The organism is Maritimimonas sp. 2405UD52-3, from assembly GCF_056591715.1.
The window spans coordinates 118,053-142,964 of sequence record NZ_JBWQOL010000001.1; the positions used below are offsets into that span (position 1 = coordinate 118,053).

At 34.1% G+C, this 24,912-nt stretch carries 25 protein-coding genes and 1 other RNA gene; 19 read left to right on the forward strand and 7 right to left on the reverse strand.

Annotated elements, in window-relative coordinates:
- Positions 1-38 precede the first annotated feature (38 nt).
- Genes AC1EU5_RS00545 through AC1EU5_RS00555 form a run of 3 tightly spaced genes read right to left on the reverse strand, consistent with a single transcriptional unit; the run spans position 39 to position 4,789 of the window.
- Positions 39-416 (reverse strand): endonuclease domain-containing protein, encoded by a 378-nt coding sequence (locus AC1EU5_RS00545; protein ID WP_480190388.1) that lies wholly within the window; start codon positions 414-416, stop codon positions 39-41.
- A gap of 34 nt (positions 417-450) precedes the next feature.
- Positions 451-2,139 carry a single-stranded-DNA-specific exonuclease RecJ gene (gene recJ, locus AC1EU5_RS00550; RefSeq protein ID WP_480190389.1) on the reverse strand — a complete coding sequence of 563 codons (1,689 nt, stop codon included), beginning with the start codon at positions 2,137-2,139 and terminating at the stop codon, positions 451-453.
- Positions 2,140-2,188: 49 nt separating this feature from the next.
- Positions 2,189-4,789 carry an AsmA family protein gene (locus AC1EU5_RS00555; RefSeq protein WP_480190390.1) on the reverse strand — a complete coding sequence of 867 codons (2,601 nt, stop codon included), beginning with the start codon at positions 4,787-4,789 and terminating at the stop codon, positions 2,189-2,191.
- Between the two features lie 136 nt (positions 4,790-4,925).
- Here AC1EU5_RS00555 and kdsA point away from each other — a divergent pair, with 136 nt between their 5' ends.
- Together kdsA and AC1EU5_RS00565 are read left to right on the forward strand one after the other, a co-directional pair.
- Positions 4,926-5,744 carry a 3-deoxy-8-phosphooctulonate synthase gene (gene kdsA, locus AC1EU5_RS00560; RefSeq protein WP_480190391.1) on the forward strand — a complete coding sequence of 273 codons (819 nt, stop codon included), beginning with the start codon at positions 4,926-4,928 and terminating at the stop codon, positions 5,742-5,744.
- 32 nt (positions 5,745-5,776) lie between these two features.
- A complete protein-coding gene (locus AC1EU5_RS00565; protein ID WP_480190392.1) occupies positions 5,777-6,745 on the forward strand; it encodes a transglutaminase domain-containing protein in 969 nt (322 codons plus the stop codon).
- 4 nt (positions 6,746-6,749) lie between these two features.
- On the opposite strand, the gene AC1EU5_RS00570 is transcribed toward AC1EU5_RS00565, so the two are convergent.
- Positions 6,750-7,115: a DUF1801 domain-containing protein gene (locus tag AC1EU5_RS00570; protein ID WP_480190393.1), complete on the reverse strand. Its 366-nt coding sequence runs from the start codon at positions 7,113-7,115 to the stop codon at positions 6,750-6,752.
- Positions 7,116-7,186: 71 nt separating this feature from the next.
- Between AC1EU5_RS00570 and AC1EU5_RS00575 the strand changes: the two genes are divergently transcribed.
- The 5 genes from AC1EU5_RS00575 to AC1EU5_RS00595 all read left to right on the forward strand — a co-directional run bounded on the left by AC1EU5_RS00575 (position 7,187) and on the right by AC1EU5_RS00595 (position 10,566).
- Positions 7,187-7,795, forward strand: a complete 609-nt coding sequence (locus AC1EU5_RS00575; protein ID WP_480190394.1) for a hypothetical protein — start codon at positions 7,187-7,189, stop codon at positions 7,793-7,795.
- Positions 7,796-8,086 (forward strand): winged helix-turn-helix domain-containing protein, encoded by a 291-nt coding sequence (locus AC1EU5_RS00580; protein ID WP_480190395.1) that lies wholly within the window; start codon positions 7,796-7,798, stop codon positions 8,084-8,086.
- Positions 8,087-8,136: 50 nt separating this feature from the next.
- Positions 8,137-9,513 carry a cell envelope integrity protein CreD gene (creD, locus tag AC1EU5_RS00585; RefSeq protein ID WP_480190396.1) on the forward strand — a complete coding sequence of 459 codons (1,377 nt, stop codon included), beginning with the start codon at positions 8,137-8,139 and terminating at the stop codon, positions 9,511-9,513.
- 98 nt (positions 9,514-9,611) lie between these two features.
- Positions 9,612-10,220, forward strand: a complete 609-nt coding sequence (locus AC1EU5_RS00590) for a DUF1361 domain-containing protein (protein ID WP_480191079.1) — start codon at positions 9,612-9,614, stop codon at positions 10,218-10,220.
- Positions 10,210-10,566: a ribosomal maturation YjgA family protein gene (locus AC1EU5_RS00595; protein WP_480190397.1), complete on the forward strand. Its 357-nt coding sequence runs from the start codon at positions 10,210-10,212 to the stop codon at positions 10,564-10,566. Before AC1EU5_RS00590 ends, AC1EU5_RS00595 begins: the two co-directional genes overlap by 11 nt.
- A 60-nt stretch (positions 10,567-10,626) precedes the next feature.
- Here the strand turns inward: AC1EU5_RS00595 and AC1EU5_RS00600 are convergent, their stop codons facing one another.
- The 3 genes from AC1EU5_RS00600 to AC1EU5_RS00610 all read right to left on the reverse strand — a co-directional run bounded on the left by AC1EU5_RS00600 (position 10,627) and on the right by AC1EU5_RS00610 (position 12,506).
- On the reverse strand, positions 10,627-10,995 hold the full coding sequence (locus AC1EU5_RS00600) for a SnoaL-like domain-containing protein (protein WP_480190398.1): 369 nt from the start codon (positions 10,993-10,995) through the stop codon (positions 10,627-10,629).
- An 84-nt stretch (positions 10,996-11,079) separates the two neighbouring features.
- Complete coding sequence (locus AC1EU5_RS00605; protein ID WP_480190399.1) at positions 11,080-11,301, reverse strand: DUF3820 family protein; 222 nt, start codon at positions 11,299-11,301, stop codon at positions 11,080-11,082.
- Positions 11,301-12,506, reverse strand: coding sequence for an NAD(P)-dependent oxidoreductase (locus AC1EU5_RS00610; RefSeq protein WP_480190400.1), 1,206 nt, complete (start codon positions 12,504-12,506; stop codon positions 11,301-11,303). The genes AC1EU5_RS00605 and AC1EU5_RS00610 overlap by 1 nt, the downstream gene beginning before the upstream one ends.
- 153 nt (positions 12,507-12,659) lie before the next feature.
- On the opposite strand from AC1EU5_RS00610, the gene ssrA reads away from it, so the two are divergent.
- The 12 genes from ssrA (at position 12,660) to AC1EU5_RS00670 (ending at position 24,817) form a co-directional block, all read left to right on the forward strand.
- Positions 12,660-13,058, forward strand: a transfer-messenger RNA (tmRNA) gene (gene ssrA / locus AC1EU5_RS00615).
- Between the two features lie 259 nt (positions 13,059-13,317).
- Positions 13,318-13,512 carry a 30S ribosomal protein S21 gene (gene rpsU / locus AC1EU5_RS00620; RefSeq protein WP_480190401.1) on the forward strand — a complete coding sequence of 65 codons (195 nt, stop codon included), beginning with the start codon at positions 13,318-13,320 and terminating at the stop codon, positions 13,510-13,512.
- A 98-nt stretch (positions 13,513-13,610) separates the two neighbouring features.
- Positions 13,611-15,440, forward strand: coding sequence for a wax ester/triacylglycerol synthase family O-acyltransferase (locus tag AC1EU5_RS00625; protein WP_480190402.1), 1,830 nt, complete (start codon positions 13,611-13,613; stop codon positions 15,438-15,440).
- 3 nt (positions 15,441-15,443) lie between these two features.
- Positions 15,444-16,385, forward strand: coding sequence for an alpha/beta hydrolase (locus AC1EU5_RS00630; RefSeq protein WP_480190403.1), 942 nt, complete (start codon positions 15,444-15,446; stop codon positions 16,383-16,385).
- 4 nt (positions 16,386-16,389) lie between these two features.
- On the forward strand, positions 16,390-17,565 hold the full coding sequence (locus AC1EU5_RS00635) for a PGAP1-like alpha/beta domain-containing protein (protein WP_480190404.1): 1,176 nt from the start codon (positions 16,390-16,392) through the stop codon (positions 17,563-17,565).
- 18 nt (positions 17,566-17,583) lie between these two features.
- Positions 17,584-20,811: an HAD-IB family hydrolase gene (locus AC1EU5_RS00640; protein ID WP_480190405.1), complete on the forward strand. Its 3,228-nt coding sequence runs from the start codon at positions 17,584-17,586 to the stop codon at positions 20,809-20,811.
- Positions 20,812-20,822: 11 nt separating this feature from the next.
- Complete coding sequence (locus tag AC1EU5_RS00645; protein WP_480190406.1) at positions 20,823-21,824, forward strand: NAD(P)H-dependent glycerol-3-phosphate dehydrogenase; 1,002 nt, start codon at positions 20,823-20,825, stop codon at positions 21,822-21,824.
- A gap of 13 nt (positions 21,825-21,837) precedes the next feature.
- The gene (locus tag AC1EU5_RS00650) at positions 21,838-22,350 is read left to right on the forward strand and encodes a hypothetical protein (RefSeq protein ID WP_480190407.1); all 513 of its coding nucleotides are present in this window, start codon (positions 21,838-21,840) and stop codon (positions 22,348-22,350) included.
- A gap of 8 nt (positions 22,351-22,358) precedes the next feature.
- Complete coding sequence (locus AC1EU5_RS00655; RefSeq protein ID WP_480190408.1) at positions 22,359-23,162, forward strand: AfsR/SARP family transcriptional regulator; 804 nt, start codon at positions 22,359-22,361, stop codon at positions 23,160-23,162.
- Between the two features lie 106 nt (positions 23,163-23,268).
- Positions 23,269-23,559, forward strand: coding sequence for a hypothetical protein (locus tag AC1EU5_RS00660; RefSeq protein ID WP_480190409.1), 291 nt, complete (start codon positions 23,269-23,271; stop codon positions 23,557-23,559).
- Positions 23,560-23,713: 154 nt separating this feature from the next.
- Positions 23,714-24,505, forward strand: coding sequence for a hypothetical protein (locus AC1EU5_RS00665; protein WP_480190410.1), 792 nt, complete (start codon positions 23,714-23,716; stop codon positions 24,503-24,505).
- A 27-nt stretch (positions 24,506-24,532) separates the two neighbouring features.
- On the forward strand, positions 24,533-24,817 hold the full coding sequence (locus tag AC1EU5_RS00670) for a hypothetical protein (protein WP_480190411.1): 285 nt from the start codon (positions 24,533-24,535) through the stop codon (positions 24,815-24,817).
- The last annotated feature ends 95 nt before the right edge of the window (positions 24,818-24,912 follow it).

Sequence of the window (24,912 nt, forward strand, 5' to 3'; positions counted from 1 at the left end):
CCCCTTGAGGGGACGGAAAACACCGCTTTCAGGGGTGTTCAACTATTTTGTATTTTCAATAACTCATCAACTTTATCTTGAATAACCAATAACACACTAAACATATTATTTAAAATATCTTCATTAGAAACTCTTATGAATATTATTCCATATTCTTCGAGTTTTCCTTGTCTATTAGCATCATAAAAATAACTAAAATCATGACTTTTACCGTCAATTTCAATTACTAGTCCTATTTCGTGGCAATAAAAATCAACAATATAGTCCAGCATTGGTACCTGTCGATGAAATTGGACTCCTAAGGCCCTTTGCTTAATTCTCTGCCAAAGTAAAACTTCTGGCAGCGCACTATTTTTTCTTAGCTGACGAGCTAATAGTTTTAATTTTGGGTTATATGGAATTATTTTGTTTTTCATCTTACACCCCTATAGTCCCCTCAAGGGGACAATTTCAAAGTTTTATATCCTTCAAATTCAACTGCAAGGTTGTTCTCCCATTCCAAACATTTTCCTCAACAGTAAATACACAATCAAAGGGTTGTTTGTTTTTTATCTTCTCACAGTAATGCCCCATATTAAATCCTATCGCATCAAAAGCAAGCTTTCCATCTGTAATTTTCAATTTTAAATGGCTTTCATCTGAACCCACGGGTCTGCAATAACCAGTATCCGACACATTTTTGATGGCAAAAACAGGCTTCATGTTTTTCGGACCAAAAGGAGCTAATTGTTTTAAAATTCTATAAAACTTTGGTGTAATTTCGGCTAAATCCATTTCAGCATCAATTTTAACTTCAGGAGTTCTTAACTCATCTGGTAAGGTTTGTTTCACCACTTGTTCAAACTTCATTTTGAAAACTTCATAATTTTCTGGTAATAGTGTTAATCCGGCAGCATATTTGTGACCACCAAATTGCTCTATGGTATCAGAACAGGCTTCCAAGGCATTGTACACATCAAAACCTGAAACTGAACGTGCAGAAGCTGCTAATTTTTCTCCATTCTTTGTAAAAACTAACGTAGGCCTATAATATCGTTCTATCAATCGAGAAGCTATAATACCAATCACTCCTTTATGCCAATCTTCCTGATATACTACCGTGGTGTAGTGGTTTTGTTCATTATTCTCTTCTATTTGCAATAAAGCTTCTTTGGTAATTTGTTCATCCAAACTTTTTCTATGCGTATTGTACTGTTCAATTTCGGCGGCAAAACCCAAAGCCATATCTAAATCATCTGATGTCAGTAGCTGCACTGCATGATTACCATGTTTTATGCGTCCAGCAGCATTGATGCGCGGCGCAATAATAAACACCACATCTGTAATGGTTAGTGAGTCCTTCTTTAGTTGGTCGATAATAGCTTTAATTCCCAATCTGGGATTGGTATTAATCTGTTCCAATCCAAAGTAGGTCAGAATCCTGTTTTCTCCTGTTATAGGAACAATATCTGCAGCTATGGCAGTAGCCACCAAATCTAAATATTCTAGTAAATCATCTATTGTTTGTCCTTTTCTGGATGCCAGTGCTTGCACCAGCTTAAAACCCACTCCGCAACCACATAATTCATCATAAGGGTAGTCGCAATCATTTCGCTTAGGGTCTAACACAGCTATCGCTTCTGGTAGTTGATCACCGGGACGATGATGATCACAAATGATAAAATCAATGCCTTTATCTTTTGCATATCTCACTTTATCAATGGCCTTCACTCCACAATCCAAAGCAATGATCAACGAAAAACCGTTGTCTTCTGCAAAATCTATCCCTTGATAGGACACCCCATATCCCTCAGCATACCTGTCTGGGATATATGTTGCTACATTTTGATATTCTTCTTTTAAATACGATGATACTAAGGATACAGCTGTGGTTCCATCTACATCATAATCACCAAAAACCAAAATATTCTCTTCCTTTTCAATAGCGCGCTCAATACGCTCAACAGCATTTTGCATATCTTTCATCATAAAAGGATCATGCAAATCAGTCAATGATGGACGGAAGAATGTTTTAGCTTCATCAAAGGTTTCAATACCTCTTTGAACCAATAAAGAAGCTAAGGTCGTATCAATGGATAGTGCTTGTGAAAGTTTATTGATTTTTTCTTGAGGTGGTTGTTCTTTGAGTGTCCATCGCATAGCAAGTCAGTCTTTGGCTACACAAAGCTAACCAAAATCATTTGATGGTTTAATTGGTGGTATCTTTCTTTTTCTTTTTAAAAATACCTTGTAAGAGGTCTTTTGCCGTCTCCTTAACTTGATCTTCGGGTTTCGTGGTGACCGAGTCAGACTTCACACTATCTTTTGATCTGTTGAGCAACTTGTCTAAAGCCGAATTCACTTCTTCTTTACCTTTATTCAACAATTTATCCTTTTCATTATTGGCAATTTGCTTGCCCAAGCTACTAATAGCTGCTTTCAAATCTGTAGATATACTAGGGCTCTTAAATGCGCCTTTTAGTATTGCAGTAATGGGTACTTTAATCGTATTTTGCTCATCAGTACTTAATTGTGCTATTAGTTGCTCGGCTTCTTTGCCTAGATATTTTGCAGGCACATTAAAAATAGCATCGTAGTCCATAGAAAGGTCAAAACCATGACTTCCCGCTACAGCAATTTCTATATCCTCATATTTCAAAGTAAATGGTTTTATGGCTACCTTTCCATCTTTAAATGTTAATGCCGTTTTTATGCCATTTAAGTTTAATTTTTGAGCATCAAAAAAACTAAGATTGGCTCCTAGCTTCTGAAGTAATGGAGACCTCTTAGCGTTTAAAGTTGATGATAATAACTGAGCAATCATATCTCCGCTTACAGAAGAAAGAACGGGAGTGAAATCATTCGATAGATCCCCAGAAAGAGCTATTTCTGTATTGATTTTTCCTTTTAATGTATTGGCAATAGGCGCCAATGATTGAAATAACTCCAATGAAGAAAATGATTGCGCTATGTCAAAATTATTGACATCTAAATTCATTTGAAATTGAGGTATTTCGGTTTTTGATGAGACCGCACCTTCAAAACCGAGCTTACCACCAAAAATTTCTGACTTCATGTTCTTTAACTCGGCTTGTTGATCTTTGATCAACAATGTACCTGAAACATTTTTCATGGTAATATTATCATACTGAACATTTCCTGCAGTAGCATTGATCGTACAATCCAAAAATGATGGAATTTCCAGTTTCTCTTCAATGTTCGACTCCGTATTTTTTTCATTATCACTCTCCGAGGTCATAAAATCATTCACAACAAAATTGGAAGATTGTAGATCAAAATTTCCTTTAATATTTTCTTTATTAAATAAGAAACCTAATAAATTTTGGATACTACCATTTGCTTTCAAATCAGTTTTCCCAATCAATGCATCAAAATTCGATATCGTTACTGTTTGTGGATTAAAGGTCAATTGAGTGTTGTTTATTGTAAACTGATTTTTAAATCCTCCAGAAGCATATTCAAAACTTGAAATTGTAGCTGATCCTGATGTTTTGGTATTCTCATAACGTTTCTTTTCAATGGAGTTCATATCAAAAGCTGATGTAATATCTGCTTTTACTATTCCTTTTAAGTTTTTTACATTTTCTGCTGGATAAATTTGTTCAAGTTTACTTAAGTCTATGGTTCCTTTTACATTTCCATTTACCTGAATGTTATCCGTAATGTTCTTGATCAATGCGTTTGCATTGAATTCTTCATTATCTATCTTAAAATTCAATTGTTCAATACTGATGTATGAATCCTTTGTCAGACCTGTTTCATTCACAATACGCGTATTGATATGAATATTCTGTAAAGCCTTGGGTAAGTCAGGATACTTAAAAGAAGCATTATCTGAATTTATATTAATGTTGAATTTAGGAATATGTGTATTATCAATAATTCCATTTAATCGCCCATTCAAGTCAAAATTTCCAGTTGTAGTTACATTTTCAATGCTTTTGGAATATTGTTGCGGGATTATGGCCAGAAAATTCTTAAAATCTGAACTCGGTGTATTAAATTTAATATCCAGTTCTTGGTTATTTTCATTCACTTTTACAAACCCATCAAAAACCAATGGTAATTCATTCACCTTGGCTTGATTTTCAAGGAAACTATAGGTACTGTCCTTAAAATCCAATTGTATATCAGCATCCAGTGTCAATGTATGATCTTTCAAGTAGGCAATACTATCATACATGAGCGTAGCAACCGCATTCGATTTGGTTTTAAGCACCGACTGATCTGCTGAAAAATTTCCTTCTCCTGAATGATTTAAATTTTTAACTAAAAAGGATAATTTACTGGAAGCATCTTCATAAGAAATGCTAGAATTTGAAATGAAATAGCTTTTTAAATCAAAAGAAAAGGGTTCTGATGAATTTGAAGGCTCCTGTTGGTCTTTTTGCTTTGCAATATTGTAATTAGCATTGCCTTCGGCATCAATCTTTATTCGTAAATCAGCATTATCAACAATAAAACTAGTTATATCAATGGGTGTTGATGTATCATTAAAAAGATTTTTAAAAGGCATGCTAAGTTTAACATTTCCAGCTTTGATCAAGGTATCACCTTGAAAAGAGTCTTTGTTTGCAATATAAAATTCATCCAGTTTTAAAGATATATTCGGAAAGTTCCGCAACAAACTAAGATCTGCTTCTTGAAAATCAAGAGTAGCATTGATATTATCATTAGCAGTCTTCTTTACCAATTCTATGACCTTACCCTCAAAAATCATAGGTGCAATCAAAATCACTAGTAAAAAAACTCCTAATACAATTCCAAGAATTTTCAATCCTTTTTTCATCTTCTTTATTCTTTTAATCTAAAAGTAATCTTGCTTTCTAAAGTAAAGTTAAAGCTGAATATTGTTATTTGTACGCCAGTCAAATTTACTGATTCAGAACCTCAAAAAGTTGTACTTTTGCGTTAAATTTTTACTAATGAATATTGCTTCCATTCCGCATATAAAATATATTGATTCAGGTAATTTTTTCCTCCTGGCAGGGCCCTGTGCCATTGAAGGTGAAGATATGGCTATGCGTATTGCTGAACGTGTTATTTCTATTACTGACACTTTGAAAATTCCTTATGTATTTAAAGGAAGTTTTAAAAAAGCAAATCGTTCACGTGTAGATAGTTTTACTGGAATTGGCGATGAAAAAGCTTTAAAGATACTAAAGAAAGTACGAGATACTTTTCAAGTACCAACCGTTACTGATATTCATGAAGTTTCTGATGCGGCAAAAGCTGCCGAATATGTAGATGTATTGCAGATTCCTGCTTTTTTGGTTCGCCAAACTAACTTAGTTGTAGCAGCTGCCAAAACAGGAAAGGTGGTAAACTTAAAAAAAGGGCAGTTTATGAGTGCAGAAAGTATGCAACATGCTGTTAAAAAAGTAATGGATTCTGGTAATGAGAAAGTCATGATCACTGATAGAGGTACTATGTTTGGCTATCAAGATATGATTGTAGATTTTCGTGGTATCCCAACAATGAAGCAATATGCAACTACGGTATTAGATGTTACACATTCGCTTCAACAACCTAATCAAACTTCTGGTGTTACTGGTGGACGTCCTGATATGATAGAAACTATAGCTCGTGCCGGAATTGTAACTGGTGCTGATGGTTTATTTATAGAAACACATTTTGACCCTGCCAATGCAAAAAGTGATGGTGCTAATATGCTACATCTTGACCATCTTGAAAAATTGCTGTCTAATCTAGTTGCCATTAGAAAAGTTGTTAATACACTTTAATTTTTGGTACTATTTGTGCTGGTTAAAATGACATGAAGAAACTACTCACTTTCATTTTTATAGGATTTTTTCACCTAGGACTCTTTTCTCAAAACTTTGAAGTAGTTGATGAAAAGGTAAAACAATATCCTAAAAAAATCACTTCTGCGGAAGCGCTGGCAAATCAGATACAAGAGGATTTTGATGACGATAAAGAAAAAGTACGCGCTATTTATACCTGGCTTACCCATAATATTGCATATGATATGCCTCGCTATCTAAGTGGAGATACTAAGATCAATTTTAGTTATACAGATCAGGAAGACTACCGTCGTAAACTAGCTGCAGTAAACGAGCATTCTGTAAACAGCACTCTAGAAACCAATAAAGCAGTTTGCGAAGGCTATTCAAGAACCTTTAAAAAAGTTTCGGAATTGCTGGGTATTCCATGTTTATTTATAGGTGGTTATTCTAAAGCAGGGGTCTCTGATATTGGCACGAGTCCGCAGCAGGAAGATCATGCATGGAATGCCGTACGCATTGACGGAAAATGGCACTTAATAGACGTTACCTGGGGTTCTGGCTATAATCAAGGCAAGCAATGGAAGCAGCGCTTTGATGATTATTTTTTCTTTACCAATCCTGAAGAATTTGCTTTAACACATTTACCCGCTGAAGCCGGATTTACGTTTACCAATAAAAATATTTCCAAAAGAGATTTTTTTGATAGCCCTGTAATTAATAAGCCTTTTTTTAAGCACAAATTACAACTAATTTCACCCAGTAAGGGTATTATTTCATCCACGCCAGATACTACAATAGATTTCAAATTGAAAAATGTTTCGGAAGGATTGACTTTTCACTATGCTTATTTAGGCACCCAATACCCTAACGAAATTATTCCAAACTGTGTTGAGGGTAGCTGTACTTTTACTATCCCTGCGCCCGCCGTAAAGAATACAACATTATTTATTATTGTAAATAAAGAAACTGCTTTACAGTTTAAAGTAAACTTACAGTAGGTTACTATTTCCAAAAACCTTTATGATTTACTTTACTGGCTTCTTGAAGTACCAATTGAAAAATTGTATCATCAACTTCCTTCAGAGTTTTATAGCGAAAAGATTTAACAACCTTTCTACCATCTGATACCAAAAAGTCGTTATATTTAGTTAAATGAGCCGACGCCCAAAAACCAACCTCAACGAATCCTTTTTTCTTTGGTACATTAAAATAACAAAACGGATTTCCTTCTAGATAATAATAAGGTACTCTCCATTTATATTTTAATTCAATTTCTGGTAACGTGGCTTCAACCAAAACTTGTAAATGCAACAAAATAGACTTATAAGGTTCTTGCTGGTCTAAAATATATGTTTCTGCAGGATTCACTCTATCAAAAATAAAAAATACTTGTTAGCTAATTAATTTTTAATAACTTTGTATTTCAAAGTACTTTTATCATGAATGAAAAAGATTATTTAAAAGACATTTCCGAAATTAAAGATTTAATGAATAAATCTTCGCGTTTTATCTCTTTAAGCGGTCTTTCAGGGATTTTGGCGGGAATTTATGCGTTGCTTGGCGCAGCAATTGCTTATTGGTTGGTAGAAAATTCAGGCAGAGAATATCTCATCTTAGACGGAAAAGTTTTTAGATTCGTCATGCTAGATCTTTTTATCATTGCTGCCCTTAGTATTTTGACTGCCATCTTTTTAACTACAAGAAAAGCTAAGAAGAATAATGAGAAAATATGGGATGCTTCCTCTAAAAGATTAATATTTAATTTCTTAATTCCGCTGATTACAGGTGGTATTTATATCCTCATTATTTTAGGACAACAGAAATATGGTCAAACAGCAGCTCTAATGCTAATATTTTACGGATTGGCATTGGTAAATGCATCAAAATATAGCTTGGGTGATATTCGATATTTAGGCTATATTGAAATCGTATTAGGTCTGATTTGTGCACTATTGCCCGGCTATGGTTTTTGGCTATGGGTGCTAGGTTTTGGTGTACTTCATATAGTATATGGTATTATCATGTACTATAAATATGATAGAAAGTAAATGGGTTTAATTGACAACATCAATAAGGTCTTTGATCATAGAATAAGGTTAGGCATCATGTCAATACTTATGGTGAACGAGTACGCCGAATTCAATCGGTTAAAAGAATTGTTAGACGTTACTGATGGCAATTTAGCAAGTCATATAAAGGCCTTAGAAAAAGTTGAATATATACTGATTGAAAAACAATTTATCGGTAAAAAACCTAACACAAGATATATGGTAACTAAACTAGGAAAAAAGGAATTTCAAAAGCACATCAACGCTCTTGAAAAATTAATTAAAAACTAAATTTTTTTATTTATTTACTTTGAAAAACAAAGTACTTTAAAATTATAAACATGGAAACGAATCAAAAACAAAACACAAACAAATTCGGAAACTGGATAAAAACTTCTATTACCGCTAGACTTATTATGGTTGGTATTCTTACGTTACTTTTACTTATACCCCTATCTCTTATAGAAAGTTTAATACAAGAACGCTCCTTTAGACAAAAAGAAGTTGTAAATGAAATAAATGACAAATGGGGAAATGAAGTGCTTATTTATGGGCCAATTTTACAAATACCATATATTACCTATCAAGAAAAAACAGTAACAAATGCAGATACTCAAAAGGTATTAAAAGAAACTATTGAGCAAACCAATTATGCCTATTTTTTTCCTGAAACCCTACAAATAAACTCAGAAGTAAATCCTGAAAAAAAGAGTTATGGCATCTATGAAACCGCAGTTTATCAGAGTGAGATGGATATTTTGGGTAATTTTATAAAACCCGATTTTAGTGAATTAGAAATAAAGGAAAATCAAATAAAATGGGAAAAAGCAAAACTAATCTTAAAAACTTCTAACCTAAAAGGGGTAAATGAAGAAGTATCTATAAACTTTATAGATGACACCTACTCTTTTACATCAAGATATGGCGGTGCCAAAAGTCAAAGGTTAGATGAAGTAGTGTTGCATAAATTAGAGAGTAAATTTTTGAATAAAAAAGATATTTCTAAAGAAGAAAACTTGAATTTTAATTTAACACTCAATATAAATGGAAGCAAGCAAATCCGATTTATTCCTATTGGAAAAGAAACAAAAGCTGAGATGACGTCTAATTGGAAAACAGCCAACTTCTTTGGTGAGTTCTTACCTTTTAATAATGATAAAATTACCAAAGATGGGTTTCATGCCAAATGGAAAGTACTCGATATAAATAGACCTTTTGCTCAGCAACATTATAGCTATTTGCCTGACTTAAAAGAATTTGCCTTTGGCGTTAATTTTATGATTCCCGTAGATCAATACTTAAAGAGCGAACGTTCTGCCAAATATGGTATCCTAGTTATATCGCTTACGTTTTTGATCTTCTTTTTGATTCAGACCATGAGCAAAATTAATATTCACCCTTTTCAATATTTAATGATTGGATTGGCTTTAACAATGTTCTATACTTTATTAGTTTCTATTTCAGAACATAGTAATTTTCTACGGGCCTATTTAGTTGCCAGTATTTCAGTAATTGTTCTTATAACATTGTACTCAAAATCAATTTTAAAAACACTAAAGTTTACCTCTTTTATTGGTATTTCTCTAATAGTCTTGTACTCGTTTATCTACACAATTATTCAGTTAGAAAGTTATGCATTACTTGTAGGAAGTGTTGGGTTGTTTTTAATATTGGCTTCAGTCATGTATTTCTCAAGAAAAATTGACTGGAGTAATTAAACTTGATTATGAAAAATCATTTATCAAACAAAATCTTACTCAAAATGAAAGAGAAGAAATTAATTAAAATATTGGTATTATTCTCATTATACTGTCTTATGCTATTGAGCTTCAGAATTTGGTTAACTTATTCAACCAAATACATATTTCTAATTTGGAATCTTTTTTTAGCTTATATACCATTTTTTATTAGTCTATTTCTGAGGCAAAGTAAGTTGAATAAATGGCTAATAAGTATTTTACTATTGACATGGTTGTTTTTTCTACCGAATGCACCTTACATTATTACCGATATTTTTCATTTAAAAGGTGCGTCTTCAATGCCACAATGGTTTGATTTGCTGCTGGTATTTTCTTTTGCTAGCAATGGTATCTTTCTCTTTTACAGTTCTCTTTTAAGTATTCATCATTTGTTATTGAAACACTTTTCAAAAGTTACTAGTGATTTTATAATGACTATTTTTATTTTTTTAACGGGTTTTGGAATTTACTTAGGGCGTTTTCTCCGATGGAACAGTTGGGATATAGTAGCACATCCCAAACATTTAACAATGGATATCATAGATAGGTTTATAAATCCCATGGGGCATCCTAAAACATGGGGTTTTACCATTGGGTTTAGCGTCTTACTTTTGCTAGGGTTTGAGTTTGTAAAGGTTCTATTTTCCGGAAGTAATGAAAAAGAATATATAATAGATGAATTTTAACTATAAGAGCTTTTTAATTTTTTGTGCTCTTTTTATTTTGGAGGTCATAATAGCAAAGTTTGTTACGCAGCCTTTTGTAAGGTATTGGTTTGGTGATTTTCTAATTGTAATCATGATCTATTATTTCTTAAAAAGTTTTATCAAAACAAAGAGCTTATATTTAGCTATTGCAGTACTCTTTTTTTCACTTACAATTGAGTTCTTACAATTAACCCATCTTTTAGATATACTAAATTTAAGACATCATAAAATTGCGAATCTAATTTTTGGAAACACTTTCAGTATTTCTGATCTTCTGGCCTATGCATTAGGTATTACAGCAGTGCTACTTGTTGAGAAAAAGTAGATAAACAAAAAAGCAACATGATTTTTCATGTTGCTTTTTAATCATTTGAAGTGTTGGCAATCAACCAGGCATTTCATAAAAAAATTGCTCATGACAAATCTTGCCATTATTATCAACTTCATAAACACACACCTCACTCATTTGTTGACGCCCTCTGTCTTTAAAGGTAACATCCATATCCATGGTACAAGAAAAATGATTTCCTGCCACTATAGGTTCTGATACCTCTGCGTTATGAAATTCTTGAACATTTTCCATCCATTGTTCACTTTTTGCAAAAACTTCTTTGATTCCGGAAGTAACTTCATTTGGCCATCCCGGCATTTCTCTGCTAACAATGTTATCTGCATAAAGTTCTTCCATTGCTTGTCCAAAATTTCCTTGACGGCACATTTGTACTAGTTTGTTTGCAACTTGTTGTGTAGACATAGTATTTAGTTTAAGGTTATTAGTTTTCTAAAATTACTAAAAATGTATACCAAAAAAGAAATTGCTCTTGAAATTAACAAAAAATTAATTCGTTGTTCTAAGTTTTCGCACAAGCTCTTCAAGCCCATTTAACTTTAACTCGTATACCAAACCTAACATCATGCCGATTTTTCCTTTCGGAAATCCTTTTCTGTGATACCAAACAATGTAATGTTCAGGAAGATCAATTAAGAGTCTGCCTTTATATTTTCCATAAGGCATTTTGGTATTGGCAAGTGCCAGTAGAAATTCTCTATCCTGCTCCATTATTCCTTACCGTCAACATAATCTTGTAGATAACTATAACGCTCTGTCAATTTACCATTCTTAGTCATTCTGGCGCGTTCTAAAATGCCATCTTTATCACCATTGAAAAAAGCCGGAATGACATAACGTCCAAACTGTTCTCCAAAACCCTCCGACGCATCTCGTGGCAGCTCACAGGGTAAATTATCAACTGCCATCACTGCAATAGTATCTTCATTTTTAAAATCAGCTTCCTTTTCAGACAAGGGGTCATAACCATATATAGGATCAGCTATTGTTGAGGATCGAATTGTTGAAGCCACAGGTCCATCAATATCACAACTAATATCAGCAACTACTTTAATGTTAAAATAAGGTGATTTAGCATCCTCTCTAGTAAACAAATAGGGAGCTCCGTCTCCATAAAAGTGTCCGGCAATATAAAGACTAGAGATTCTTGCAAAGCGCATAAAATCACTTTTGTATTCTGTTGGATTGTTAAAAAAATCAAACATATCAATGACAGTGCCATCCTTGCGCTTGTTATAATCTAGCACATCTAACTGCACATAAACAGGTTCATTAAATACTTGATTGAGATAATCGTCAACAGTAACTTCCTGAATATTCATTCCATCTAACATTTCCTTTGCGCCATTACTTACTCGCCCTTTACCTGTTAAAACAATTTTTATATTAGGAAGTTCAATTTTATTTAATTCAGCAATCAGCTCTTGTTGATCTTTCAGCGTTTCCGCTTTTGGCAACGTATAGAGATCAAACTTCAGGCCATACGTTCTAAATCCGTTATAGGCTCCAACAATACCTGCATAACGACCAAATGCAACCAATCTCACACCATTTTCTTTAGTAATAACCTCGTGATCGTAGAGTTCAATATTTTTAGCTAATATGGCTTGTAATAACTTTCGGTTGTACGGTTGCTTTTTGATAGTATGGCTAAAGAAAAAATATTTTTTGCTTGGCACCAACGATTCAATAGGCACTTCTTTTACCCCGAGCATAACATCACAATCAGATACATTTTCTGTCACTTCTAAGCCTAATTTGATATAATCATCATCTGCAAAAGCACGAATAGCTGATGACTCAACTTTAATCGTTAGATCGTTGTATTTTTCGCTTAATTTTTTAGCTGCTCCGGGTGTAAAAACGACACGACGATCTGGCGGATTTTTACGTTCTCTGATAAGGGCGATTTTCATTTAAAAGGTCTTTATATGACGAAAATGACTTCAAAATGGCATTTTATGCCAAATGGTATGAAATTTGCCGCAAGGTATTATGAATAATAGGATTTAGCAAGCGGGTATTATAGAAAAAAAATATACATTTGCCATCCTGCTCTTTGAAAATTTGGGGACGACTGGTTTTGACAGCAAGATCAATTGAACTGTAAGCATGTCGAGCAATGAAATAGTACTCGTAAAAGTCAATTTCAAACAATTAAACGGCGAGAATAACTACGCTTTAGCTGCTTAATAATCTGAATTATAGTAGGATTCAAGCCCCGGCACACAAGGTGTGCAAGCTAAATGTCTCTTGAAAGCCCTGGTTTATGGCGTTCAGCATAGAGGCATCGTAAAAGTAAACCTAGAATTACTAATGCTTCGATGGTAATTCGAAACTTAAGAAGTTAAGTTAAAAGTGGGCGGTTTTCGGTCAGCTTTTAATCGAAAAATAAACGATAACTAAACATGTAGAAAGCGCTTTGGTTGCTTGTTTGGACGAGGGTTCGAGTCCCTCCGTCTCCACTTTTATTCAATTAAATACTTGCTTACCTCTTATTTAATTGTACCTTTGTTTTATAGCAAGAATTCTATTCTTGAAAAATCATAAAGTATTCAGTTTTAATTTTTAGTATCCGTTTCATCTACCAGATACTCCTTATCCAAAAAGATTCTTACTGTTTTTAAAATTTTATAGTCTTTCATATTTACATGAAGTTGTATGCGCTTTTTGTAAAGGAATATTGCTCGCAGTAATTAAATAAAACTTGAACTTAAATAATACTATATGATTAAAATTACAGTAAAAGAAGGCGAAAATATTGATAGAGCTTTGAAGCGTTATAAACGAAAGTTTAGAAATATAAAAGTCTTACAAGAATTAAGAGAACGTAAACAGTTTACCAAAAAATCGGTTAAAAAAAGAGAACTCCTAAAAAAAGCACAATATAAGGAGCAATATATGCGTGATAAAGAGCAATAGAACTGTTTTATCTCACTGTACTTTGAATCATTATCTTTCCTAAAAAATCTCTATATTGCATCGCTGACGGCATTTCAAGCTATTTTCAGCAATAATTTATGGCAAAAAAGATACTAAAAGACATTTTAGATGATGCTTTAGACAGTTCTGTGGAACAGATTTCTGCTCAGGATGCTACCTTTTTGTATGCAGAGTCGCCTACTAGCACTATGCATATTGGGTCATTAACTATTATTGAAGGTTCGCTGAATTTTAAGGATTTTAAAGCGATTTTGGCTTCTAAGCTGCATTTAATGCCTAAGTTTAGAAAGCGCCTCTTAAATGTTCCTTTAAATCTTGATTATCCATATTGGGTAGATGACCCCAATTTTGATATTGATCTTCATCTTGATCGTATAAAACTACCTGACCCTGCCAACTGGAAAACACTTCGTGAAACTACTGCTTCTATATTTAGTACCTCTTTAGATTTAAGACGTCCATTGTGGTCGGTTAGCTTTATAGAGGGTTTAGATGAAATTTCACAAATACCAAAAGGGTCTGTTGCAATTGTCACCAAGATACACCATGTCATGGTTGATGGTGCTTCTGGTGTAGGTATTATGGGTTTATTGTTTGATAAAGAAAAAGAGGATAGAAGAAAATCTATACCTCCTCCAAAACCATTTGAGCCTGATCCGCTACCAGATGATTTGAGTTTGTTGTTAAAAAGCTCCTCAAAATTTATTAAAGATCCGTTAAAAGCTCCTAAGGCGTTAAGCGAAACGGCTTTTGCATTAATCAAAGGTAATGCTGCAAAAAAATTAAAGGGAAAAAAAGCATTTAATAAACGTTCTTTTAAAGTACCCCGAAGTATTTTTAATAAAAATGTATCTCCCAGAAGGACTTGGGGAACTGCCATACTTTCTTTTGAAAGAATAAATACCTTACGGAAAATTATGGGGGTAAGTATCAATGACCTCATTCTTGCCATGTGTGCAGGTGGGGTAAGAAGATACTTGCTTGAAATTGAAAAATTGCCATCACAATCACTGGTTGCTAACGTACCTATTTCCATTCGCTCTGAAGGGCAGAAAAAAATGGGAAACAAGATTTCTAATATGCTCATCCCTATTGCTACACATATTAGTGATCCCATTAAACGATTGGAGTATATTCAAGAACATACCGAAATTGGTAAAAGCCGTCATAAAACTGTTGGCGCTAAAAGCTTGATGCAGATGGCAGAAAGTGTACCCTTTGGGCTTGCTAACTTAGCTGTACAACTATACGGTAGATATGACATTAAAGAACTGATGCGTCCACCGTTTAATTTGACCATCACCAATGTTCCAGGACCTCCTGGCATGCTCTATTTGCGTGGACATAATGTAGTAACAACTTTTGGCTTAACCCCTGTTTTAGATGGATTTGGCCTTATCATAGCTGCCTTTAGCTATAATGGGCAGGTCACTATAACAACTACTTCTGATGCTAATACTATGCCAGATGCTGATAAATTTTCTCGCTATATTAGAGAGTCTGCTAATGAACTGGAAGCTCTTATTTTAAAAAGAAGAAGTAAAAAAGCTACACCCGAGAAACCTGAATTTAAAAGTGCCTCCTTTTTCAATACATTAAGAAAGTATTTAAAGGAAAATCAAAAATTTACCAAGAAGTATAAAGGTTTGTACAAATTTCATATTATTCAGGACAATAATGAGGGATTTTGGCAGTTAGATTTAACAACTAAAGAAGGCTCTGTAAGAAAAGTTAAGAGCTCTAAAGCCAAAATTTCATTACAGATTTCTGATAACAATCTCTATAATTTATACAAAGGCAATTTGCTTTTACATGAATTGAAAATTCAAGAGAGGTTAAAACTTCAAGGCACTGAAAAGCAGAAAACGATGTTTTTGGAATTGATCTCCGCGTTTTTAGCCAATTAACGAATGAATTATACTACAAATACCTACAAGACCGCTGATGGTGAATCCATTTTTTACTATAAATGGAAAGCCAATTCTTCTATCTCTTTTAAAGGCACCGTTCAAATAGCTCACGGTGTAGGAGAACATGCTGGGCGTTACCAATCTATTGCAGAATTATTACAACTAGAAGGCTATGAAGTCTATGCCAATGATCATAGAGTACACGGTCAATCTGTAAAATCTGATGAACTTAGAGGTTTTTATGATGGACAAAACTATTTTAATGATGCTGTAGAAGATATGCGTGAGTTGTCATTGCTCATAAAAAAAGAGCATCCAAACTATAAGATTATCTTATTTGGGCATAGCATGGGCTCTTTACTCAGTAGAAAATATGTCACCAAATACGGTGATGATCTTCAAGCGCTCATACTTTCTGGTACTGCAAGTTTTATGAAAGGACTAGGCAATTTTGGGTTGGCAAGCACGAAAATTGTGAGCACCTTTAGAGGAAGGTCAAAACGAAATGATATGCTTAAGAATTTGTTCTTTTCTGAGTTTAATAAAAAATTTAAACCCAATCGCACTAAAGTTGACTGGATCAGCAGCGATGAAAGTCAAGTAGATCTTTTTGAAGCAGATCCTTACAGAATTGAGGATTTTTCTTTGAGCATTATCATGGATATTTTAAAAGGAAGTAAAGAAATTAATCGCCAAGAAACTTTTAACGCAACCCCAAAAAACCTTCCTATTTTTATTTTTTCAGGAGATAAAGATCCTGTGGGTGAAATGGGCAAGGGCTTTAAACGCGTTGTAAAACAATATCAAAAGGCGGGTATTGAAGACCTCACAGCTAAATTATATGAAGGCGGTAGGCATGAGATGCTTAATGAAACTAATAAATCAGAAGTAGAACAAGAAATTATACAATGGCTCAACCAGCGTGTTGTAGTCTTACATTAATTGAATGGAAAACAATAAAACCCTATACAAGTCATTTACACGTTTGGCCATTCACTCAGCCATGAAAACCGGAGTGGAGCTTGAAGATGCAAGAGAGTTTATTTATACCAGTTTTAAGCATCACCCTTATGCTAAACAGATCAAAAAAAATGCTTCAAAGGTTGACTATGATAAATATCAAGATTTAGAGCCTTTATTAGCAGATAGCGTGGTTGTCTGCGAAGATTTTGGACCAGATCGAGACTATCTTACCCTTGTACTTATTTTAGAAAAAGTTACCTCAGAAAAAATGCGTACTCGTAAGGTGAAGGATGATAAAGTGAAAATTGTTGAGTTTGTAGTGAAGCGTTTTAGAAACGAAATTGAACGTATTAATAAAAAAATTGATGCTCCGCCTGCATATAACACCATTCTTGAAACCAGAGCTTTGTTAGAATGGTCATCCATTTTTTACCTCTATCCGTTTATACCAAAACGTAAAAAAGGAGAAGGTAAACCAGTACTACTCATGCCTCCATATCTAGGTAATGATTTTTCAACACGCTTTGTAAGAAAGTATTTGAAGTCGCTTGGTTTTAAAAGTTACAAATGGGATTTAGGTGTTAATATGATCAACTCAAAGTACCTCCCAAAATTAGCAGAGCGCTTAGACGAAATTTATGAAAAACACCAAGAAAAAGTAAGTCTTGTTGGCTGGAGTGGCGGAGGTATGTTGGCTAAGATTATCGCGAATAGACATCCAGAAAAAGTAGCGCAACTTATTACAATTGGCTCACCTGTTTGGGGTGTGAATAATATGAACACACCCTTACTTAGAATGTTGGAGTTTTTACGAGGAAAAACATTACGTGATCGCAATGAGAAATTCCTAAAGGAATTAGAACAAATTCCTGAGGTTCCTATTACCTGTATTTACACAAAAACAGATGGTTTATTACCTTGGAAGCATTGTATGGAAGCTGAAACTCTACGTGCTGATATCAAAAATATAGAGGTATTTGGTAGCCATATAGGTATGGGTGCCAATGCTTCCATTCTCTTAACAGTAGCTCATGCTCTAGGTGAGAATTTACATCTTGAACCTTTTGAAAGTAAGTTTGCCCTTAAGATTGAAAACCTGTTTTTCCCACAATTCTGGAAACGTGATAGGTCAGATATTATTAGAGATATCCTTTTTTAATTGTAACTTCATGGTCTGATGGAACAGGTGATTAATCATACAAAATTTCAAGAGCAGCTTAAAAAAATAGCCAAAGAACAGAAAAGAGAACTTGAAAGTGTTCAAAAAGAGGCTGCCGGATATATAAAAGAGCTCTACTCACATCAACACCCGCTGGCCAATATGGTGGCAGGAAAGGGGTTTCAATATATGATATCAAAAGCATATAGTGATAAAATTGATATTGACCCAACAGACATTAAGGGTCTGATGAAGCTGATGCGACGAAACTCTGTGGCTTTTATCCTCACTCATAAAACCTACTTAGATACCGTTGTTTTAATAAATACTTTGGCTCGCTACGGAATGCCAATACCTCATGCCTTTGCAGGGATCAATCTGGCCATGCCAGGGGTTAAACAATTAGGTAAGAATTCAGGATTGATTTTTTTACGAAGAAGCTTTAAAGAAAATGTTATTTATAAAACCTCTTTAAGACATTATATTTCAACGCTTATTGATAATGGAGATCATTTAACATGGAATATAGAAGGTACTAGATCACGAACAGGCAAAATAGTATATCCGCAGATGGGTATTCTAAAATACATCATGGAAGCCGAACAAGAGAGTTCCAGAAATATTAAGTACGTGCCTGTTTCTATTGTATATGATCTTATTCCTGATGTGAAGGAGATGACTGAAGAAGGAAAAGGAAAAGAGAAAAAAAGAGAAAATCTTGAAACCTTTGTCAATTACATAAAAAAATTGGGGCATCAATATGGTAGAGCTTCTATTCGTTTTGGTGCTCCGGTAGATTCAAGTGTGCATGGCAATGCCATCATTCCAGACATGGAAGAAGATAGTTATGCAAACAAAAATACCTTACCTCGGTTTGCCTTTGAGTTGATTCATAAAGCGAACAGAATTACTCCTGTTACAACCGTTTCATTGGTATGTAATGTACTTCTCAATAATTTTGCTTTAACCCGCAAAGAAATTGAGTTCAATGTATTGAAGTTGATGAACTACATTGGTCAACGTAAGGAGGATGTGCTTATTGACAGAGGTAATAATATTAATGTAACAGTTCAAAATGCATTAAATCTCTTATTAAGTGCGCGCATAATTCAAAAAAGCAAGGCAGGCTCTATTATGCAGTATAGCCTAGCTCCTACAGAGTATCTTTCCGCTACTTACTATGCAAATATGGCCTCTGGACATTTATACCATAGAGCATTTATAGAAATGGCTTTAGTCAAAATTAAGAATGAAAATTCTGAGCATAGAATTGTCCATTTCTGGGAGGAGATCATGCGCTTAAGAGATTTATTTAAATTTGAATTTTTCTATACCAATAAACCTCAATTTAGCAGTGAAATTGAAGCTGAATTGGCTTTATTTGATGAAAATTGGCGCGCTATTTTAGCAGATCCTGAAGGTGATGTTTCAGCACTTTTGGCAAAGCAGGAACTATTTGTATCTAAGGCTTTATTACTCATTTATATTGAAGCGAATAAAGTAGTTTGTCACACCTTAAAAAGTTGGGATTTAGAAGACGAGTTTATAGATAAAGAATTTATAGAGCTTTGCCTCTTCAAAGGCAAAGAGTTACACTGGCAAACACGCATTAGTCGTCTAGATAGTGTTTCTAAACCTTTTTTGGTAAGTGCCTTACGCTTTGCGAAAAACCAAGGATTAACTCCTATAGAAAGGAAAGTCAACTATAAGAAAATTAACCTACTTATAGAACTATTAAATGATCTTACTTCTAGGTTGAATTTCTTACAGCAATTTGAGACCACTTTTGATAGAAAGAAATATATTAAACAGCATGATAAAGCTCCTAAAATAGTTCCTGGCACAGAAGACATTCATGATGTTTCAAAACAAGAAGAAGGACCTCATATTGCTGCTTTCTTTGACCTTGATAGAACTTTGATTAATGACTTTTCTGCCAAAAAGTTCTTACAATCACGCTTGTTAAGTGGTAAAACTACTGCTAAAGAATTGCTTTCTCAATTAGCTACAGTATTGGTGTATGCATCTGGCAATAGAGATTTTGAAATTCTTACTAAAGTGTCAGCACTAGGTGTCAAGGGAGTTAAAGAGACCGAATTCAAAGAGTTAGGTAAAGAAGTTTATGAACGATTTTTAGCCAATACAATTTATCCTGAATCAAGAGAACTGATTCAATCACATCTAGAAAAAGGGCATCAGGTTGTTATTATTTCAGCAGCTACATCATATCAAATTAAACCTATTGCTGACGAACTTGGAATTAAGGACTTTTACTGTACAGAAATGGAGGTAAAACGTGGGCGTTTTACCGGTACCATACAAGAAATGTGTTGGGGAGAGGGTAAAGCAGTTGCTGCTAGGAAATTTTCAAAAAAGAACGCTGTAGACCTTTCAAAAAGTTACTTTTATACAGACAGTTTTGATGATTATCCTTTGCTCGAAATAGTGGGTAATCCAAGAGCTACAAATCCTGATAACCGATTATCACAGGTGGCTTTTGAAAATGACTGGCCTATCTTACGTTTTGATCATACTGAAGATAAGCCTTTTATAAATGGCTTTAGAACTTTCATGGCAGCTGCTAGTGTATATCCAGCAGCTTTAAAAGGCTTTGCTACAGGTGCAATGACATTATCAAGACAAGAAGCGGCCAATGCTACCTTTAGTACTTTGGGTGATATGGGTACTAAGTTGGCAGGACTCGATATCGCCATACGAGGAAAACGAAATCTAATAGATTTTAGGCCTGCTGTATTTTGTTTTAACCATCAAAGTACCGCAGACTTCTTTATTATGATGAAGTTACTGCGCAAAGATTTTACGGGTATTGCCAAAAAAGAACTTGAATACTCACCTATAGGTCCTATTTTTAAAGCTTTAGGAGCTATTTATATAGATAGATCAAATAAGGCGAAAGCTATTGAAGCTATGAAGCCGGCAGTTGAAGCTCTTAAAAATGGTATCTCCATAGCTATAGCCCCTGAAGGCACTAGAAGCAGGAGTAAAAAATTAGGCCCATTTAAAAAAGGTGCTTTCCACTTAGCTTTAAAAGCAGGGGTGCCAATTATTCCAGTAGTGATCAAGAATGCATATTTAGCTATGCCAAAGGGTAGTAACTTTTTTAAACCAACACACATTGAAGTCGTGGTTTTAGATCCTGTGGATACCTCTGAATGGAAGGTTAGAAAAATTGATCAATATGTTGAAGAGGTACGCGATTTATTTTTAAAGGAATTAGAACATTAATATAATTACAAATGAAACTTAAGGTTGGAATACTAGGAGGTGGCTCTTGGGGAACTACAGTAGCGTCTATTGTTGCAAAAAATGCTGAAGCTATCATGTGGGCTAGAAACCCTCAAACCGTAAAAGAAATTAATGAATCTCATACCAATAGCAAATACTTACCAAATGCCCTTTTAACCAAATCATTAAAGGCTTCTAATTCTATTGAAGAGACGGTAAAAGATGCCGATTTAGTAGTGATGGGTATTCCATCACAAAGTTTTAGAAAAGTTTTGCAGGAGGCAAAACCGCATATACGAGCCTGGGTTCCTATTGTAAACCTTGCCAAAGGGCTGGAAATGGGTACTAAAAAACGCATGACTGAAATTATCGAAGAGGAATTACCAGGGCATCCGGCAGGTGTTTTAACAGGGCCTAATTTGGCGAAAGAAATTCATTTTGGAAAAGCAGCAGCAGCAGTTATAGCTATGGTAGATGATACTATAGCCAAAAGACTACAACCCGTTTTTAGCTCTGGGTTATTTAGAGTTTACACTAATAGTGATGTAATAGGCTGCGAACTTGGTGGGGCTTTAAAAAATATTATGGCTATTGCATCCGGCATGGGTGATGGAGCCAATGCTGGAGACAATACCCGAGCAGCAGTAATTACAAGAGGGCTTTCAGAATTAACACGCTTAGGCGTAGCTATGGGAGGTAAACGAAGCACATTTGCTGGTTTAGCAGGTATGGGGGATTTAGTAGCCACTTGTTCGAGTGCTAAGAGTAGAAACCATCATGTAGGATTTCAGTTAGGGCAAGGAAAAAGTTTAGAGCAGATCATAGAAGAAATGAATGAGGTAGCAGAAGGGGTAAAAACTGCAAAAGTGGTCTTGGAATTGGCAAAAGATTATGATGTAGAAATGCCTATTTCTACAGAAGTTTATAAAGTTCTTTATGAAGGTAATACTGTTAATGATGCCTTCAGAGGTCTACTTAAAATTGAGGTAGGTTCAGAAAAGGAACCCGGATAAAAATAATAAGATCATGGCTAAGAAATCAGATCAAACAGCATCATTCATGGTACGTTTTAATCAACGCATTTATGAAGAAGATGGTGAATCTAATGTACAATGGCGTGGAAAAATTTCACATGTTCAAGGTGGTGGTGAACAAAACTTTACTGATTTTAATGATGCTTTGGTTTTTATGCAACAAAAGCTGGCTGAATTAACCAATGAGGCCACTAAAGATCATCCGGAAGAGCATCGTGAAGGTATTTTGGAAAAAAGCCTTTCTATGTGGAAGACAATGAAAGAAGTAGGACCAAAAGTTTTAATGGAGACTATTAAGGATCCTAAAAAGCAGATTACACACATACAGGATCAGATTCAAGACCAAATTAGCAATTTAGGCGAAGAGATTAGTGAAAAAGTACAAATAGACCAATGGCGAAATGCTTCAAGATCCGACTTCAAAAAAATGAACAAATCTGTTGGTCAACTGACTGATCAAATAAAAAAACTCCATAAAAAAATAGATGCCTTAAGTAAAAAGTAATTCGTTACATGTCTCAGGCTGAAGAAACACTGAATGAATTAAAGGCATTTCAAAAAAATGCTGGCATTCGCATACAAACTTTAGGGCAATTTAATGCCTGGAGGCAAGGCGAAAAAATTTCATCAAAGCAGTGGGGACGTGATAAAACATTACAGCTCTTACAATATTTAGTATCAAACAGGCAAAAGAATGCACTCCATAAAGAAAAGATCATGGATCATCTTTGGGAAGATTGGGATGATCGAGATTTTAAAGTTGCTATGCATGGTATTAATAAAGCGCTTGAGCCTGATAGACCTTCCAGAACTGAACCCACTTATATTATTCGGCAAGGAGTAAGTTATCAATTGAATCTTGAAAAAGTGTGGATAGACGTAGAAGCACTTGAGAAATATATTATTATTGGTAACGAAGCTGTTAATTCTAACACCATATTAGCTAGAGAAGCTTATAAAGAAGCTATAAACTTATACAAAGGTAATTTCCTTCCTAATCGAATATATGAAGATTGGTCTTCAGAAGAACGTGAAAAAACTCAATTACTAATCTTGGGTGCTTATATTACATTAGCAGAAATTATCTTAGAAGAAAATCCTATAGAAAGTATTCGTTTAGCACAAAACGCACTAACCATTGATCCTACTTGGGAAGATGCCTATCGTATACAAATGGAAGCTTACCTCAACAAAGGTAACAGACCCCAGGCCATTAAAGCGTATCAAAAGTGCGTAAAGGTTCTTGATGAAGAATATGGCATAGATCCACTTCCAGAAACCAAAAAACTTATTAAAGAAATAGAAGAAATAAGCTAAAATTTAGTACTTCTATTTTTTGCAACTCATTTGTAACTCCCTCATTGTATGTTTGCCCCAGATTTTGAAATTAAACAATATTATTAATATAAAAAAAGAGTTAAAAATGGCAACAAAGAATAAAAAAACAGTTACTGCAACATTAAACAAAACTGTAGATACAGTAAAGAATGTAGCAGTTAAGACAAATGATTTTGCTTTAAAATCTACTGAAGATGTTGTTACTGAAATGATCAATGCCGCTGGTAAATGGCAAAATGTAACAAACAAAGCTGTAAAAGGTGGTTTAAAATTAGCTGCTACTCAGCAAGATATCGTTTTTGATGCTTTAGAAACTGCTAAAGGTCACATCATGAAAGGATTCAACAGATCTAAAGTATTATTTAGCAAAAACTAGTTAAGTTGGTTTAAGGTTAGTTGAGCCGTGGTTTTTAGGAAATCGCGGCTTTTTTTATGCTAAGTAACTAACTATCAAGATTGCAACTCATTTGTAACTCGCCGTTTGTACTTTTGTACCATAAAATTTAAATAAACACATAAATCATATAATCATGACAGCAAAAAAATCAAAGAAAACGAAAAAATTAGATCAAGCGAAAGCTATTGTTAAGAAAATTAATAACGATTTAATTGATGCATCATTCAACGCTATTGAAACTACTGTTAAAACAGGAGAAAAATGGCAAAAGTTAACTGCGAAGTTAATTAAGAAAGCAGAACCTTTAAGTAAACAACAAATTAACATGGTTGCTGAAACTGCTGAAACTATTAAAGGACAGTTAGAAACAAGTACCGAACGCTTAAAAGCTTTAGTAGGTTATGATCCTAAAATGGTTGAAAAAGCTAAGAAAATGGTTACTGACAATCCTTTAGCTCAAAAAGCAGAAGATACTGCAGAAAAGATTAAAAAAGAGGTTTCCAAAAATCCTTTAGTTAAGAAAGCAGAAAAAATGACTGCTAAGCTTAGAAAAGAATTGTCTGAAACTATTGAAGATGCTAAAGAAAAAGTTGAGGATGTTGTAGAAGACGTAAAAGAAAAGGTAGAAGATTTAGTAGAAGATGTTCAAGAAAAAGTTGAGAAAACAGTAGCTCCTAAAGCAAAAAAAACTACTAAGAAAACTGCTGCTAAAAAAGTAAGTGTGAAAAATGACTTGAAAGCTATTAAAGGTATCGGTCCAAAAATGGAAACTGTATTGAATAAAGCTGGAATTGAGTCATACTTAGAACTTTCTAAAGCAACATTAAAAAACCTTGAAGGAATTATTACTGCTGCTGAAATGAATCCAAAGATGTACAACATTAAAGATTGGAGAATTCAAGCTAAAGAAGCTGCTAAGAAATAATTTTAATACAATTTTAAAATAAGAATCATGAGCAAGAAGAAAAATATAAAAGTAACAGATAGAATTATCACTACTATAGATAAAACAAAAGAAGTTACATTCAAAGCAAATGACTTCGCAGTAAATACTACTGAAGAAATAGTTAATGAGTCAATAACCATCGCTGAACAATGGCAAAAAGTTGCTACAAAAGCTATCAAAGCCGGATTTAAGTTGGCTGCAAATCAACAAGAATTAGTATTTGATGCTTTAGTATCTTTAAAAGGGCAATATGCCTACGGAAGAAAGAAGTTAACAAAACTTTTTGCATAGTATATTTGAATTAATGAAGTCAAAGAAAAACCCGACCATTTTGGTCGGGTTTTTTTGTTTTTAATAAAAATGAAGTCATAAATTTTCATAAATGC